The following is a 15905-nucleotide window of genomic DNA, read 5'->3' on the forward strand; positions in this document are numbered from 1 at the left end:
CCTTCGATCACCCGGCCGCGTACACGTCCTCCACGTAACGCCCGTTCGCGATCAGCTCGTTCAACCACCTCTCGGCGGCCGCCTCGTCCGCGTCCGGCGTACGGTCCCGGTACAGCGTACGGAAGGCCTCGCGGACGCCGGGTGCCCTGCGCGAGCCGTCGCCGCACACGTACACCCGGGCTCCGGCCCGCAGCAGCTCCCAGACCTCGTCCGCCTCGGCGGCGTGGAGTTCCTCCGCGTGGAGGTAGTCCCGGCAGGGCTGGACGCGGGCGAGGACGGTGTCGCCGGGCTTGACCGTGTGCAGATGGCCGGAGCCGACTCCGTTGTACGTCCCCACGCCGGAGCGGGCCAGGGCCTCCAGCAGGGAGACCATCAGGTCGGCGTGGCCGGGGTCGGTCGCGGGAACTGGTCGCGCGCGCCTAGGCGCTGGGCGTACTGACTCCGGGAGTGTGGCCGCCCGCGGCCGTGCCCGCTCCCTGAGGGGCGCCGAAGCGCGCGAGGCAGTGCCACACCCTCTTCAGGTCCTGGAGTTCGTGGCGGCCGGTGCGGGCGGCGTCCCCGATGATCCGGGGGTCGAGCAGGCCGTCCTCGGCGATCCGGGCGCCGAGCGTGACGAACTCCGGGCCACGGAAGTCCGGGTGGCGCCGCAGTTCCTCGACCGGGAGCCGGTAGCCGGGGTGCCACTCCACGGGGCACGGGAGTCGCCGGACCGCCGCCTCGACGGCCGTGCCGCGGTAGCTCGCGTCCAGGACCAGGGCCTCCGTGTCCCTCGCCAGGTCGACGGGGCCGTGCACCTGCGCCTCGATGTAGTCGTCGAGCGCGTCCTGCACGTCCGCCTCGGCCAGCTCGATCAGGGACATCCCGGCGGCGACCCCGAACGCGGACGGCTCGGCCGCGCTGTCGGGATAGCAGAAGGTCGCCCGCCGCAGGGCCGCACCGGTCAGCCGGAAGTACGAGGAGCCGAAGCGGGGCGCCGCGCCGACGAGTTGGCGCCGGAAGTTCAGTCCGCCGTACACGGGTCGTTCGTGCGCGGGTTCGGCGTCGTACGCCGCGCCGAAGATCCGGCTCTCCCAGCGCCAGCGGTCGCCGCCGGGGTGTGCGGTGAGCCCGCCGTTGCTCGTTCCCGTGACGAACTGCGAGACGTACGCGCCGTCCCGGGCCAGTACCTCCAGGATCGGGAGCCCACCCACCAGCCGGTCGGGGTGGAAGTTCAGAGTGATGCGCAGCACCGGGTCCACCGCCGCGCCCCGGGAGAGAGCCGCCACATGGCGCAGTGCCCGCTCCTGGGGTGTGCGTCCGCCCCTGAAGTCCACGTGACCCCTCCCCGCCCTGTTCCCGCACCTCTTCGCCCCACTCGGGGACCCTTGGAGATCACTCGTCGGGCGGGACATCCGCAACTCATTTCTCCTGGACGGCCAGCACGATCTTGCCTCGGTTGTCGCGCCGCTCCAGGCGTTCGTGTGCCGCGCGCGCCTGGTCCAGCGGGACCACCGTTTCGACCGGCACACGGTACGTGCCCGCCGCGACCCGCCGGGCCAGCTCGCGCAGGTCCTCGCGGGGGTCGTAGCCGTGGATCTGCAGATTGGTGAGTTGGAAGCCGAGGACGGCGGCGTTCTTCGGATAGAAGTCGCGGGTGTCGATCGTGCTCGGTTCCAGGGCGACGTTGGCGAGGGCGACCACCCGCCCGCCGTGCCCGACCTCGCGCAGACTCCGTCCGAAGGCGGGGCCGCCGACGGTGTCGAGAACGACGTCCGCACCGCGCCCGCCGGTCAGCCGCAGCACTTCCTCGACCTCCGCGTCGCCCGGGTGCGCGGAGGTGTCGAGGGTGTCGTGGGCGCCGAATCCGGCGGCCCAGGCGGTCTTGTCGGGTGAGCCCGCGAGCGCGACGACACGGGCGCCGGCCTCGGCGGCGATCTGGACGGCCGCGCTGCCCACCCCGCTCGCGGCGGCCTTCACCACCACGGTGTCGTCCTTGGTCACCTTCGCCAGATGGCGCAGGCAGTACCAGGTGGAGAGCCAGGCGACGGGCAGGGCGGCGGCCTCGGTCAGCCCCAGACCGTCCGGCACGACCGTGACCTGCCGGGCGGGCACGACGGCCAACTCGGCGTAGAAACCGGGTGCGTTCACCCCGTCCAGGGCCATGACCCGCTGTCCGACCTCGATGTCGGTCACGCCCTCCCCCACCGCGGCGACGACGCCGGCCGCCTCCACGCCCGGGATCAGCGGTGGACGGCCGGCCCGGTGGTACCGCCCGGCACGGACCAGCGCGTCCGCCCGGTTCACCCCCGCCGCCACGACCCGCAGCAGCACCTGGCCCGGGCCCGCGACCGGGTCGGGGACCTCCATCGGCACCAATACCTCGGGCCCGCCGAACTCGTCGATCCGCACCGCACGCATACCGCACCTGCTTCCTGGTGGACGCACCGGAGCACCGCGGAATCCGAGGAGGCCCCGGAGAGCGGTGACACCGGTTGAAGTGGTGTCACCATGCGACACCACTTCAACCGGTGTCAAGGCGTTACACTCGGACCATGCCCTCCGCTCCCGCCGCCGCCCCCGAGCCCGCCTCGCCGTTCCCCTTCATCGGCGGACGCCCCTGCCTGAACTTCGTGGCCACGCTCGGCAAGCGGCACGCCACCCCCCTGGAGCGGCTCCCGGACCCCGACGCCCTCGCCCGCTGGATCACCGAGGCGGGCCTGAGCGCCGGGGCCGACGACACCCCGGTGCGCGTCACCGAGGGCGACCTCGCCCACGCCCGCACCCTGCGCGAGGCGCTCTACCGGCTCGTACACGCCGCGATGGACGGGGAGGCGCCCGACCCGGTCGATGTCGCGCGGGCCAACGAGGCGGCGGCCCGCCCCGACCTCGCCCCCCAACTCGCCGAGCCGCAGGACGAGGACGCGGGCCCCCGGCAGCCCCTGCGCTGGACGGCCGAGCGTCCCGGACCCGCGGCCCTCGCGACCGTGGCCCGGGACGCCGTCCTGCTGGTCGGCGGCCCGCTCCTTGCCAGGGTCAAGGAGTGCGAGAACCCCGAGTGCTCGCTGCTCTTCCTGGACGACTCCCAGGCCCGTCGGCGCCGCTGGTGCTCCATGGACCGCTGCGGCAACCTCGCGAAGGTGGCCGGCTACCGGTCCCGCAGCCGCGCCGACTCCAGCCGGTGACGACGCCGACCGGCCCGACTCCGGCCCCTTCCGGCATACCCGAGGGGGGCGGCCACCTCACTCACCCTTGCGGACCGTTACGGTCCTCGATCAGCACGTTCGGTAGGCCTGCGAAAAGGGAAAAGGCCAAGGATGCGAGACGTACGTGGTGCGTGGGCCGTGGCAGGCGCACAGCTCCGGAAGTGGCACGAGGAACCCGTGGTCGTCCAGTCGGTGCGGTCGGCGGGGGCCGCGACCGTCGCGTACGTGATCGCGCTGCGGCTCAGTCCGGAGCCCGCGCCGCTCACCGCCCCGCTCACCGCGCTCCTGGTCGTACAGGTCACGCTCTACGCCACCCTCACCACCGGCATCCGCCGGGTGAACTCCGTGGTGGCGGGTGTCGTCGTCGCCATCGCCTTCAGCGTTCTCGTGGGTCTGACCTGGTGGAGTCTGGCCCTGCTCATCCTCGCCTCGCTGGCCGTCGGCCATCTCGTCCGGGTCAGCGAGTTCGTGCCCGAGGTGGCGATCAGCGCCATGCTCGTGCTCGGCGTGACCAGGGTCGGGGACACGGCCTGGGCCAGGGTGCTGGAGACACTGATCGGCGCGGTGGTCGGACTCGGCTGCAATCTGCTCTTCGCTCCCCCGGTGTGGGTGGGAGCGGCCGGCGAGTCCATCGAGGATCTGGCGCGGCGGGTACGCCGGTTGATGCTGCGCATGGGCGAGGAGGCGGCCGGCCGCACCCCCGTCGAGCACGCCACCGCCCGGCTGCACGAGGCGCGCCGCCTGGACCACGACATCGTCCAGGTGGACGCGGCACTGCGGCAGGCCGAGGACAGCCTCAAGCTCAATCCGCGCGTACGGGAGGGCCTGCTGCACCGGATCGTGCTGCGCACCGGCCTCGACACGCTGGAGATCTGCACGGTGGTGCTGCGGGTGCTCGCCCGCACCCTCACCGACCTCGCCAAGGAGCGCGATCCCGACCCGCTGTTCGAGCCCCAGGCGGGGGCGACGCTGGAGCAGCTGCTGTCCGAAGTGGGCGACGCCGTGGTGAGTTTCGCGGTCCTGGTGACCACGGACATCAGCCAGAACGCCGAGTCGGCCGAGTCCCGGCTCGCCGCGGAGCTGTCCACCGCCACGGCGACCCGCGACAAGCTGGCCCAGCTGCTGCTCGACGAGGTGCAGCGGGACGCCCGGCAGTGGCACCTGCACGGCGCCGTCCTCACCGAGGTCAACCGCATCCTGGACGAGCTGGACACGGAGCACCGCTCACGGCGGCTCATGGAGGAGCTCGACCGCGGCACCCGCGAAGAGCGCGAGCGCCGTGACCACCTCGTCCGACTGCGGCAACGCCTTCGGATGCCCCGCGGGCCGCGACAGCCGCGCTCGGACCGGAACCGTCCCCCCGTCTCCGGTCGTTCTCTCTGAGGACAGCCGTTCCGTTTTCGGGGACGGGAGCGACGACGGGGGGAGCGGACGGATGGCCGACGACGCTGTGCGGATCGACGGGAACACACTGCGTCTGCCGGGCGGGGTGCGTGTCCGGTTCATGCGGACGCTGCGCCTGCCCGAGACGGGCACGCACGAACTGCCGCCCGGGCTCGGCGAGTTCCCCGTGCGCCGCGTCGAGGACCACGCGGACACCGTGCCCGCCGAGTGGCGTGCGCGCGGCGGCGTGATGCTGCCGGTGTATCTGCGCGAGGCCATGTGGCTGAGCTTCGCGGGCTCGACGGAGCCGGCCGCGCTCCAGGTCGGCGTGGGCAAGGTGTGCGCCGTCTCGGGCAGGCCGTGGAGCTCCCTGCTCACCCAGGACCCGCAGAACTACGTGGTGCTCCCCCGCCAGCCCTGGCTCGACGGCGTCAACTCCGGGAAGGGCACGGTCCGCCAGTTCGTGGCCGTTCCGCTGGGGCTCGGCGCCACGGTCGAGGGCCAGGTCACCGGCGAGGAGGTGTGGGGCGGCCTGCAGCTGCAGTCCTTCCGGCTGAATGACGCGGAGCTCGCGAAGTGGCGTGAGTGGGAGCGCCGCCGGTCCGTGAGCACGAGGTCGGTCAAGAGCGTGTCCGCCTATGGCGCCGCCCCGCCGGCTCCCGGCGCCGCCATGGCCGCCGCGCCCGCCTCGGTGGCCCGCGCGAGGAGTGCCCCGGCCATGGGACTCGGCGTGGGAGGCTCGATGCGCCAGGAGGTCTACGTGGACGAGCGATCGCGCGGCGCCTGGGCCAGGGAGCCCGCCGGCCGGGTGTTCGTGCATCTCGTGACGCCTCCCGAGTGGCGCCGCATCACGGGAGAGGCTCCCCCGCCGTCCCCCGTCGACCGCGCGGCGTACACCCGGGCCGGGCTGCCCTGGTTCGAGTACTACGACGACGCGGCCCAGGACGTCGCTCCCTCCGAAACCCTGGGTGCGGTGCGGCCGGTCGGCGAGTGGCTCGGCGACGACCACGAGCCCTGGCAGGAGCCCGCGCCCCACCAGGTGAAACAGCTGGGCGACGCGCCGGGCAAGCCGGTCGAGGACGGTGACTGGTAGACGGCCCCGCCCGGTCGTCGGGCAACCCCGCCCATCGTTGCACAGGGCGCAACATGCATTGCCGTTCTTGCACTTCTCGGGTGTCGCACGCCAAGGTGGCTGTGACGACCGAGGCAACCGACACCCGAGGTGCAGGTATGAACACTGGCGCGGATCCGGCGCGGGACGCGGGCGGCGGCTGGGGCAGGCGCCGGTTCATCGGAGCGCTGGCGGGGATCACCGCCGTGACGACGGTTCCGGCACCGGCCGCGCCGCGCACCCGCCCCGCGGCCGCCACGAACCCACCCGCCGAGGGCTCCCCCGCCACCTCGGCCCCCGGGCCGACCTCTCCCTCCCCCACCGTCCGCCGGCTGTTCCTCGGCACGTACACCTCGGTCGAGGGCGGTGGAAAGGGGATCGGCCTGGCCACGTACGACCCGACGACGGGCGCCGTCACGGCCACCGGCACGCTCACCGGCATCGGCGACCCGTCGTACCTCGCCACGCATCCGAAGGGCCACACGCTGTACGCCGTCGACGAGCGGCCGCAGGGTGCCGTGACGGCCGTACGGCTCGCCGACAACAAAGTACTGGGCACCCGGAGCACCGGCGGCGCGGGCCCCTGCCACCTCTCCGCGCATCCGAGCGGACGGTGGCTGCTGAGCGCCAACTACACCTCGGGCAGTGTGGCCGTGCACCCCGTCGACGCCTCGGGCGCGCTCGGCGAGCGCACCGACCTGGTCACACACTCCAGTCCGGCACCGGGCCCCGGCCAGGACGGCCCGCACGCGCACCAGTTCGTGACCAGTCCGGACGGCGGCCACGTCCTCGCCGTCGACCTGGGCACCGACACGGTCTACACCTATCGCCTGGACCAGTCGAAGGGAACGCTCACCGAGGTCTCCCAGGCGCACACCCGGCCGGGCGCGGGGCCACGCCATCTCACCTTCCACCCCGACGGCCGTTTCGCCTATCTCGCCAACGAGGTCGACAACACGGTCGTGGTCTGCGCGTACGACCCGGCGAGCGGACGGCTCACCCCGGGCGACCCGCAGTCCACCGGCACGGGCACGGGCACGAACTACCCGGCGCAGATCCTGGTGCCGTCGAACGGGTCGTACGCCTATCTCGCCAACCGCGGCCACAACAGCCTCACGCGGTACGGGGTCGAGGCGGCCGGTGCCCGGTTGAGGCTCCTGGACACCGTGCCGGTCGGCGGAGACTTCCCGCGCCACCTCGCCTTCTCACCGGACGAGCGGCTGCTGTTCACGGCGAACCAGCGCTCGAGCACGGTCAGCGTCTTCCACGTCGACGGCACAAGCGGTGAACTCCGGCTCGCGGGCAAGCCGTTCGCCTCACCCGTCGCCGTCTGTGCGCTGCCGCTGTAGCGCGCGGGGGCAGTTCGCGGAGCTCGCCTGCGTGAGCAGCACATGCATCCGCTCGGTGAGCTGCGAGACGTCGTCGGCGGGCGAGTGGAAGGACAGGCGTACGTCGCCGTTGCCGCGCGCCCGTTCGATCCGCAGCGTCAGTCCGTGCCGGTCGACAGCGAGCGGCTGGACGCGGACCGCGCCGTGCAGACCCTCGGGCTCGACGAGGCGGGTCAGCCGCTCGACGGCGTCCGGGTGCGCGTCGGCCAGGTGGGTGAGCAGGCTCGCCTCGGCCGTCGCGAGCGGATCGGGGACGGCGTCCGCGAACTCGTCGAGGTCCACACCGAGCGCGCCGGACGCCTCGCGCAGCACCACGCGCGAGGGCCGGAACTCCAGGTGCCCCTCCGCCAGGACGAACCGGCCGGCCATCCAGAGCCGGGCGCGGATCCGGTTGCGCACCGGCACGGGCGCGACGTCCGCGAACTCCAGGACGGCGGAGGGCTCTCCGCGCGGCGCGCAGACCGCCGCGGCCGTCAGGGCGCTGTCGTCCGGCACGTGCAGGAGAACCCGGCCGTCCGCGGTGACGGTGTGCGCGCCGACGAGTTCCTCCCTGCCACCCTCCGCGGTCACCGCGCAGGACCATGCCGCGGCGAGCACCGAGCGGGCGCGCTCGGCAGCGGCGGGCGCGGCCGTCCAGTGATGACGGTCACCCATGCGGTCACCCATTCCCAACCTCCCTTAGGTAAGCCTTGCCTAACCTATCGGAGATCCGGGTGTACGCCAACCACGCCACACCCGTGTCCCTCGCACGAGTTACGGCGTGATGGCACCCAGAAGCGCCCGCGCGCACAGATCCCGCAGCTGCTCCCGGGTCAGCTCCGCCCCCCTGAGCCACTCCAGGCACACGGCCGTGGTGAAGGCGAGCCAGCCACGGACGGCGATCCGCAGCTCGGGCCGGTCCTCGACTCCCCCGGGAACGTCGGGGTCCGCGTCGAGCGCCGCCAGGATCTGCTGCTCCTGCGCGGCCAGCGCCCGCTGATAGACCCTGCGCACGGCCTGGTCACCGGCCGCGTCGGCGCGATGGAAGGCGCGGAAGCCGTGCGCATGGGCCTCGACGTACGCCAGGAAGGTGTCGAGTCCGGCGCTCAGCTGCTCACGGACAGGAGTGCCGGGCACCGCCGCCGTCAGCCGCAGCATCCGCTCGCTCTCACGCTCCACGACGGCCGCGAAGAAGTCCCGCTTGGTCGGGAAGTAGTGGTACAGGAGCCCGCGCGAGACCCCGGCGATCTCGGCGACCTGCTCGATCCACACCTCGTCGTACGGGCTCTCCGAGAACAGCCGCGCCCCGACGGACAACAGCTGCTCCCTGCGCTCCTCGGTACTCAGCCGACGGCGCGTCCGTTCTCCTCGCTCCCCCTGTTCGCCCATCATGGCCGCACCTTACTTGACGTCGGTTCAACAACGGGATCACACTGAAAACCGCTATTGAACCCGCGTACAACAGGTCAGGACAGCAGCATCGACGTGCCGCAGGCACAAGGGAGATCGCGTCATGGCGGAGACGACAGGGGCCGTGCTGCCCAAGGGGTTCCGGAGCGCGGAGCTGGGCTGGCCCGAGCTGCACCGCATCCCCCGCCCGCCCTACCGGCTCCCCCTCGTCGGGGATGTGATCGGCGCGAACGTCCGCTCTCCGGTGCAGGACTCGATGCGATTCGGGCGCAGGCTCGGGCCGATCTTCCGGCGCAAGGGCTTCGGCAAGGAGATCGTCTTCGTCTGGGGCGCCGAGCTCGCCGCCGAGCTGGCGGACGAGACACGGTTCGCCAAGCACGTCGGTCTCGGGGTCGCCAACCTCCGGCCGGTCGCCGGGGACGGTCTGTTCACTGCGTACAACCACGAACCGAACTGGCAGCTGGCCCACGACGTCCTCGCTCCGGGCTTCAGCCGTGAGGCCATGGAGGGCTACCACCCGATGATGCTCGCCGTGACCGAGCGGCTGATGGAGCGCTGGGACGGGGAACGCGCGGCGGGCCGGGCGGTGGACGTACCCGGCGACATGACGAAACTGACACTGGAGACCATCGCCCGCACCGGCTTCGGCCACGACTTCGGCTCCTTCGAGCGCTCCAGGCCGCACCCGTTCGTCACCGCGATGGTCGGCACCCTGACCTACGCGCAGCGCCTCAACGTGCTCCCCGCACCACTGGCTCCGGTACTGCTGCGCGGGGCCACCCGCCGCAACGAGGCGCACGTGGCGTACCTCAACCGGACGGTCGACGCCGTCGTCGCGGCCCGTCAGCACTCCTCCGGCGAGGGTGACCTGCTCGACCGGATGCTGGAGACCGCCCATCCCGAGACCGGGGAGCGGCTGACGCCCGAGAACATCCGACGCCAGGTGATCACCTTCCTGATCGCCGGCCACGAGACGACCTCGGGCGCGCTCTCCTTCGCCCTGCACTACCTCGCCCAGCACCCGGACGTCGCCGCCCGCGCGCGGGCCGAGGTGGACCGGGTCTGGGGCGACACTCCCCTGCCCGCCTACGACCAGGTCGCCAAGTTGCGCTACGTCCGCCGGGTCCTCGACGAGTCGCTACGACTGTGGCCGACGGCGCCCGGCTTCGCGCGCGAGGCCCGCGAGGACACCGTGCTCGGCGGGGTCCACCCGATGCGGACGGGTGCCTGGACCCTGGTCCTGACGACGCTGCTGCAGCGCAACCCGGAGGTGTGGGGCGCGGACGCCGAGGAATTCGACCCGGACCGCTTCGACCCGGGGGCCGTACGGTCCCGGCCCGCCCACACCTTCAAGCCGTTCGGCACCGGGGCGCGGGCCTGCATCGGCCGGCAGTTCGCCCTGCACGAGGCGACGCTCGTCCTGGGGCTGCTGCTTCGCCGCTACGAGCTGCGGCCCGAACCGGACTACCGGCTGCGGGTCGCCGAGCGGCTGACGCTGATGCCGGAGGGGCTGCGGCTGCACCTCGAGGACCGGGCACCCGCGGCGGACCCGGTGTCACTGCGTCCAGTGGCCCGGGCGGGTGACTGACCGCGGCAGCCTGGTCCCGGCGCTGCCCCTGGCCGCGTTCAGCTGGGGCTGGGTCAGGAAGAACGCGTCGGTCAGATCCGCGTCCGTGAGATCCGTGTCGCGGAAGTCGGCGCCGATCAGGTCCGCGCCGCGCAGATCGGCGCCGGTGAGGTCGGCGGCGATGAGGTAGGCGCCGCGCAGGTTGGCACCCCGCAGGTCGGCGCCCTTGAGGCGGGCGCCCATGAGGTCGGCGCCGCGCCGCTCCTTCTTCTTGCCGCGGCCGACTCCCGCGCGCACGAGTTCGCTGGTCCGCAGCAGGAGGGTGTTGACCTGCTGCCGGTGCGCGTTCACGTCCAACGCCCCGAGTTCCTCCGCGGATCGGTTCGTCAGTCGCTCCGTCTCGGCGAGGGCGCGGCGGATGTCGGCGTGGATGGGGCGGGCCGCGGGGAGGGTCAGGGCCTCGTTCAGGTACCAGAGCAGTTCGTGGAGCTGGCGGACGACCGGGAACACGTCGAACATGTGCCGGGCCCGCTCCGGCGAGCCTGTGCGCCAGTCCTGCCCGCCGAAGGTGACCTGGGAGACCTGCTGGCCGGCGCCGAAACAGTCGTACACCGTGCACCCGTTGAACCCCTTCTCCCTCAGCTGCGTGTGGATTCCGCACCGGGAGTCCGTCCGCAGGTTCTGGCAGGGCTTACCCGCGTCCTTGTCGATCGCGAAGTCCGCCGATCGGGTGAAGGGCAGGGCGACACAGCACAACCCGAAACACCGACCGCAGTCGGCCCGCAACTCGAGGAGCCGGTCATCGACTGCCGTCACGCTGTCTTCTCGCATGTCACCAGCGTACTGAGGCGGCAGGCACCCTCCGTGAGAGGTTCTCTCGCCCCCGCCGCCCCTACCCTCCCCCAAGCTCTCGGCTTCGCTCGAGCAGGGGGGACCCCATCATCCCCACTTGGGGGCTCCGCCCCCAAACCCCCGATCGGCCTGAACGGCCTCGTCCTCAAACGCCGGACGGGCTGAAGATGCGCGCAGCGCCCCTTCGACCGTGTCCTACATGATGAGGCGGACGAGCCGCTCAGCGAACGGATGATCGCCGGCGTCGGCTGACGTGTCATTGGTGCGACCCGGTAGGCCACGCCGTAGCGGGCGAAGCAGTAGGCATCGACCGAGGAGCCCCGAGCATAGGCAGGTCGAGAACCGCGTAGAGAGTGCAGTTTGGTGTCACATGATGTGACACACAGGCTGAGCTGCTGTTCGCTGCGCCGCGTGGACGAGCTGAGTGAGCCGCGGGTGGGGTTGCTGCGCTCGGATGTGGAGCGCTTCTGCCAGCAGCTGGACGGGCTGAGCGGCTTCTGGAGGAGCTGCGGAGCGCGCTGGTGGGCGCGCTGGACGAGGCCCGGGTTGAGGCGAGGCGATGACAGAACCAGTCGGAGTGATGACCGGGACGCCGGCCGGATCGCCGGCTCAACCGGAGGGGCCGGATGCCCTCAGCGTCGCCTGCCGAGTGGAAGGTCATCGTTCTCGTATTCAGCGAGCTGTTCGTGAACCCGCTGACGGCGCTGCACTTCTGCCTCGACCTGCCAGGCCTGGCGCGACCACAAGGGTCGGCGGCGCCGGAGAACGCCATCGGGCGTGGGGCCCGCCCACTCGATGGGCAGGCCCCACGCCCGCGATGCACTTCGATCAGTCGCCGTTGAACACGAGGTATCTGTGCGGACGCTCCGAAACCACATCCAGCAGCTTCACCAGCTCCGACAGTGCCACCGTCTCGTCGGCGTCGCAATGTTCGCGAAGTCGGACCAGTTCTCCGCGTATATGCGATACCTGGGTTCTGTTGAACACTGTGTCGTCGTACTTGTCCACGCAGCCGAGCATCACCAGGCCTCGTTTTCGCGCAGATTCACAAATTGCGCCGATCGCAGGGTGCAATGACGTTGCCAGGACCTCGCCTGTATAGGTGCGCACCAGAATGCTGAGTGGCATTACTTCACCTTTCGTTGACCTTGGCTGACCCTGTACGCCCTACCGTGGTACGCCGGGATGCATGGTGACCACATTTCCCCACTTGTCCGTGACGACAGTATAGGTCTTCGTCGGCAAACCCGTTTCGACGTCTGTTCCGATGATATCGGAGGCATTGCCGACACGGACATAATTGCCGTTGTCTTGCAGTTTGGATTCAAATTTGGCAGCGTCGTCTGACAGCCTGTAAAGATCGACGTCCTTGTTGAATAGACCCTTCGTGGCATCTGCCTTTGCGCCGCCCGGTATGTGCTTGCTGCGTACGTAGTTTTCGCCCGCCGCGTCCAGGAACGGGGGATCGCACTGGGTGTTATGCACCAGCACTGGCGTATTTCCTGCCAGCACGTAGTACGTGTGGAGCTCGTCGACGGTGAGGTTGTAGGTGCGTGTGTGCTGGTCGAAGGCGCGGTTGGCCTTGACGCTGACCGTGGTGCCGTTGGTGCTGAGGAGGGTGGTGCCCGGTGTGAGGTCGTGGGCCTCGACCCACTGGTGTGCTGAGGGGCTCCAGAAGGGGTGCTCGTAAGTGGCGGTGAGCTTCCGAGGGCCGTCGGGGGTTGCGATGGTGAGTTCGTCGAAGTGCTTGTCGCCGCCGGTGACGATGAGACGGCTGACCTTGCGGGGTGTGCTGCGGCCGGTGAGCGGGTCAGTTGCCAGGACGGTATCGCCCGGGTGGACGGTCTCGATCTTCTTGGTTCGGCCGTTGTTCATGAGGACTTCGGTGCCGGCCGGGAAGCAATGACCGCAGCTCTTCACATAACGGGCGGCCCGCAAATCCTGCAGCGCTTGCATCCCTCGTTCGAGGTATTTGAACTTCGAGCTGAGGAGGAGGTCTTCGCCGAGCTGGAGGCAGGAGACAGGGTCGCCGCCTTTGCAGGCGTCGAGTTGTCCGAGGCCGAGGAGGTCCTTCTCCACGGTCCACAGCTGTTCGGCTGCGGCTTCGGCGCCGGGGCCCTGGGAGAGGATCGTGCACAGGGTCTCGTTGTGCTGGCACCAGTGCGCCGGGTGTTCGACGGCGTCGCAGCCGAGGACGCCGCAGCGGTAGCGTGCTTCGGCCTGGCTTCCGGTGTCCTTCTCGGCTGCTTTGCGTTCGGCTTCCTTCTTCTCCACGGCGGCCTGGAAGGCGTCTTCGAAGGCCTGGTCGGCGGCCTTGTAGTCCTTGCCGGCCGCGGTGGCGGAGGCGCGGGCCTGCTCTCCGGCGGTGTAGGCAGCGCTGGCGGACGCCTGTGCCCACTGGGCGGAGCCGGCGGCGTCGAGGGCGGACGTGGCCGCGTCGCTTGCGGACTGGTCGGCGGAGGCAGCGGCCTTGGCGGCGGTGTGGGCGGAGGCGGCTGCCTGGTCGGCGGAGGCCTGAGCGTCCTTGGCCGACTTGGCCGCCTGGTCGGCGTAGCCCTTGGCCTTCTTGGCCGAGGCGTCGGCCTCTTTCGCCCAGTCGGCGGCCTGCTGTGCGGCCTTGGCGGCGGTGGCGGCGGCTTTGTGGGCGTCGGCGGCGTTTTTCTGGGCGGTGGCCGCGATACCGGCGGCGTCCGCGATCAGCTGGGCGATCTGCGCGGTGTGGGTGGCGCCTAGGAAGTCCTGGCGCTGGGCCTTGTACTGGCCGACCTGAATGAACTGGTGCAGCAGGTCATCGGGGCCCTCCAGGGCGATCCGGGCGGCCGATTTGACGTCGGGGCCGCCGCTGTCGATCAGTTGGGCTGCGCGGACCCGTTCGTCCTGGGTGCGTGCTTGGTACTGCCCGGTGGTGAGGAACTCCCGCAATTTCTGAGGGTCGTTGGAGTCCAGTGCGGTCCGGCCGGTCTGCTGCACCACCGGTCCGCCGGCGTTGATGATCTGGGCGGTGGCCACCCGGAAGTCCTGCGCCCCGGCCTCGTACTGCCCAGTGGCCAGGAACGCCGAGACCTGATCACCACTGCCCTTGAGCGCGTTCTCTGCGGCGGTGCGCACCGAGGCCAGGGAGCTTTCCTTCGCGAGGGTCTGCACGCGGTAGCGGTCGTCCTGCTGGGCGGCCTGCGTGCGGCGGGTGGTGAGGTAGTCGACGACGTCCTGGTCGGTGCCTGTGAGAGCTTCCTCGGCGGCGCCCCTGCTCCACGGCCCGCTGCTCTGCATCGTCGCCAGCGCGGCCTTGCGGCCGGCCGGGGCGATGGTCTTAGGGTCGGCTCCGGGCTGTGCGGCCTGCCCGGCCAGGTTCTTGGCCTGGGCGTCGGTGTCCTGAGCCTGCTGGGCGGCCGCGGCGTCCACGGCCGTGAGCTGGTCCTGCTGGGCCTTAAGGTCCTTGGCCTGCGCGATACCGGCGTCGGTGCGCTCGGTCAACTGCTCCGTCTCGATCTTGACGGCGATGTCGTGGGTCTTCTGGGACTTGGCGACGGCCGCGGTGGCAGCGTCGGCCGCGTCCTGGGCGGCTTTGGCGTGGGCTGCGGACTGCTTGGCGGCGGTAGCCGCCTGCCCGGCATGGGCGGCCGCGACATCGGCGTCCTTGGCGGCGTTGTCCGCATGGGTGGCCGCCGCGTTGGCCGCATCGCGCGCGTCGTTGGCCGCGCCGGCCGCCTCACCGGCCAGTGCCGCGGCCGCGTTCGCGGCACGGTTGGCCTCCTGCGCGTGGCGGTGGGCCGCGGCTGCGTCGGCACCAGCCTCGCTGGAGTGGACACCGGCCTGGGTGGCGTAGGTGTTGGCCTGGTCGGCCGCGTCCGCGGCGGCGTCGGCGTTGCTGCCGGCATCGGCGGCGGCCTTCGCCGCCTTGCCGGCATCGATCGCCGCATTACCTGCCTGCTTGGCCGCATCCGCCGCCAGCCGCGCCCCCTTGGCCGCCGTGCGGGCGGCCTCGGCCGCCTTGCGCGCCGCAGATGCCTTGCCCGCGTCCGTGGCCGCGTCCGCCGCGGCGCTCTGCGCACGCGATGCGGCCTGCGCAGCGCCCACCGCGGCGGCAGCAGCCTGCTGCGCCGCGCTGGCCGCCAGCCGCGCACAGTTGTTGGCAGCGGCCGACGCGGCAATCGCCTCCTGCGCAGCCTCCGCGGCCTGCTTGGCCGCAGAGGCGGCCCGGCCGGCCGCAGAGGCGGCGTGCAGAGAGTCGTTCTTGGCTGCCTGGGTCTCGGCCGCCGCCTTCTGCGCGGCCTCTCTGGCCAGCTTCGCCGCGGTCACGGCACGCGCGGAGGCGTCCTTGGCCGCCTTGGTCTGCGCAGCTGCCTTTCTGCCGGCCTCCTTGGCCTGCGCCGCCAGCTGGGCGACCGTGGCGTGCTCCTGATCACGGGCACGCGCCACGTACTGGCCGACCTGTAGGAACTCGTGGATGTCGTCCGCCGTACCGTTCAACGCGATCCGGCCGGCCGCCGCCACGTTCGGGCCGCCCACACTGATGATCTGCGCGACCTCGACCCGCTCGTCCTGCGCCCGCCGCTCGAACTGACCGGTCGACAAGAACGCCCTGATGTCATCCGGCGTCCCGTTCAGCGCGGCCTGCCCCGCCTTCTGGACCTCCGGACCGCCCGCATCGATGATCTGCGCGACCTGAACCCGCTGATCCTGGAAGAACGGATCCTGCCAGCCCTCCTCCAGGAATCCCTGAAGGTCGTTCGGCGTCCCGTCCAGAGCCTTGCGGACTGCGTCCTGCTGGTACAGCCCGCCCACGCTGGCGAGCTGTGCCACAGCAACGCGCTCATCCTGGAGCGTGGCGTCCTTCGCCGTGTCGAGAAAATGCCGTACGTCTTCGTCGCTGCCGGTCAGTGCGACTTCCGCGGCAGCCCGCACCCCGGGGCCGCCCGTCGACCACAGGTCGAACGCCCGGGCACGGTCAGCCACCTCGTCAGTGGTAGCACTGCCGCCACTGCTCGGGCCGTCGTCGGCCACCGCACGGGAGGCAGCGCCTCCGAGCAGAC

The 15905-nt window shown here is 71.5% G+C and carries 12 protein-coding genes and 1 pseudogene; 5 read left to right on the forward strand and 8 right to left on the reverse strand.

Annotated elements, in window-relative coordinates; translation table 11 throughout:
• Positions 1 to 7: 7 nt before the first annotated feature.
• From ACZ7M3_RS10680 to ACZ7M3_RS10690, 3 genes and pseudogenes are all read right to left on the reverse strand, one after another.
• A pseudogene (locus ACZ7M3_RS10680) lies at positions 8 to 463 on the reverse strand (reductase); the annotation flags it as partial.
• Complete coding sequence (locus ACZ7M3_RS10685; RefSeq protein WP_472062347.1) at positions 420 to 1313, reverse strand: DUF3626 domain-containing protein; 894 nt, start codon at positions 1311 to 1313, stop codon at positions 420 to 422. The gene ACZ7M3_RS10685 and the pseudogene ACZ7M3_RS10680, both read right to left, overlap by 44 nt.
• A gap of 85 nt (positions 1314 to 1398) precedes the next feature.
• Positions 1399 to 2397, reverse strand: coding sequence for a quinone oxidoreductase family protein (locus tag ACZ7M3_RS10690; RefSeq protein ID WP_472062348.1), 999 nt, complete (start codon positions 2395 to 2397; stop codon positions 1399 to 1401).
• Positions 2398 to 2531: 134 nt separating this feature from the next.
• On the opposite strand from ACZ7M3_RS10690, the gene ACZ7M3_RS10695 reads away from it, so the two are divergent.
• The 4 genes from ACZ7M3_RS10695 (at position 2532) to ACZ7M3_RS10710 (ending at position 7025) form a co-directional block, all read left to right on the forward strand.
• Positions 2532 to 3161 (forward strand): CGNR zinc finger domain-containing protein, encoded by a 630-nt coding sequence (locus ACZ7M3_RS10695; RefSeq protein WP_472062350.1) that lies wholly within the window; start codon positions 2532 to 2534, stop codon positions 3159 to 3161.
• Between the two features lie 132 nt (positions 3162 to 3293).
• Positions 3294 to 4565 carry an FUSC family protein gene (locus ACZ7M3_RS10700; RefSeq protein WP_472062352.1) on the forward strand — a complete coding sequence of 424 codons (1272 nt, stop codon included), beginning with the start codon at positions 3294 to 3296 and terminating at the stop codon, positions 4563 to 4565.
• Between the two features lie 52 nt (positions 4566 to 4617).
• Positions 4618 to 5658 carry a hypothetical protein gene (locus tag ACZ7M3_RS10705; RefSeq protein ID WP_472062354.1) on the forward strand — a complete coding sequence of 347 codons (1041 nt, stop codon included), beginning with the start codon at positions 4618 to 4620 and terminating at the stop codon, positions 5656 to 5658.
• 137 nt (positions 5659 to 5795) lie between these two features.
• On the forward strand, positions 5796 to 7025 hold the full coding sequence (locus ACZ7M3_RS10710) for a lactonase family protein (RefSeq protein ID WP_472062356.1): 1230 nt from the start codon (positions 5796 to 5798) through the stop codon (positions 7023 to 7025).
• On the opposite strand, the gene ACZ7M3_RS10715 is transcribed toward ACZ7M3_RS10710, so the two are convergent.
• Together ACZ7M3_RS10715 and ACZ7M3_RS10720 are read right to left on the reverse strand one after the other, a co-directional pair.
• Entirely contained in the window at positions 6993 to 7718 is a 726-nt protein-coding gene (locus tag ACZ7M3_RS10715; RefSeq protein WP_472063100.1) for a DUF2470 domain-containing protein, read from the reverse strand. The genes ACZ7M3_RS10710 and ACZ7M3_RS10715 overlap by 33 nt on opposite strands.
• Before the next feature lie 99 nt (positions 7719 to 7817).
• Entirely contained in the window at positions 7818 to 8435 is a 618-nt protein-coding gene (locus tag ACZ7M3_RS10720) for a TetR/AcrR family transcriptional regulator (protein ID WP_472062358.1), read from the reverse strand.
• A gap of 121 nt (positions 8436 to 8556) precedes the next feature.
• Between ACZ7M3_RS10720 and ACZ7M3_RS10725 the strand changes: the two genes are divergently transcribed.
• Positions 8557 to 10041 carry a cytochrome P450 gene (locus tag ACZ7M3_RS10725; RefSeq protein ID WP_388517731.1) on the forward strand — a complete coding sequence of 495 codons (1485 nt, stop codon included), beginning with the start codon at positions 8557 to 8559 and terminating at the stop codon, positions 10039 to 10041.
• On the opposite strand, the gene ACZ7M3_RS10730 is transcribed toward ACZ7M3_RS10725, so the two are convergent.
• From ACZ7M3_RS10730 to ACZ7M3_RS10740, 3 genes are all read right to left on the reverse strand, one after another.
• Complete coding sequence (locus tag ACZ7M3_RS10730; RefSeq protein WP_472062360.1) at positions 10009 to 10851, reverse strand: pentapeptide repeat-containing protein; 843 nt, start codon at positions 10849 to 10851, stop codon at positions 10009 to 10011. The two genes, ACZ7M3_RS10725 and ACZ7M3_RS10730, sit on opposite strands and share 33 nt — an antisense overlap.
• A gap of 849 nt (positions 10852 to 11700) precedes the next feature.
• Entirely contained in the window at positions 11701 to 12000 is a 300-nt protein-coding gene (locus ACZ7M3_RS10735) for a hypothetical protein (RefSeq protein ID WP_472062362.1), read from the reverse strand.
• Between the two features lie 39 nt (positions 12001 to 12039).
• Positions 12040 to 15828 (reverse strand): polymorphic toxin-type HINT domain-containing protein, encoded by a 3789-nt coding sequence (locus ACZ7M3_RS10740; RefSeq protein ID WP_472062363.1) that lies wholly within the window; start codon positions 15826 to 15828, stop codon positions 12040 to 12042.
• Positions 15829 to 15905: the final 77 nt, after the last annotated feature.

It is taken from the genome of Streptomyces sp. NPDC111656 (genome assembly GCF_055656965.1).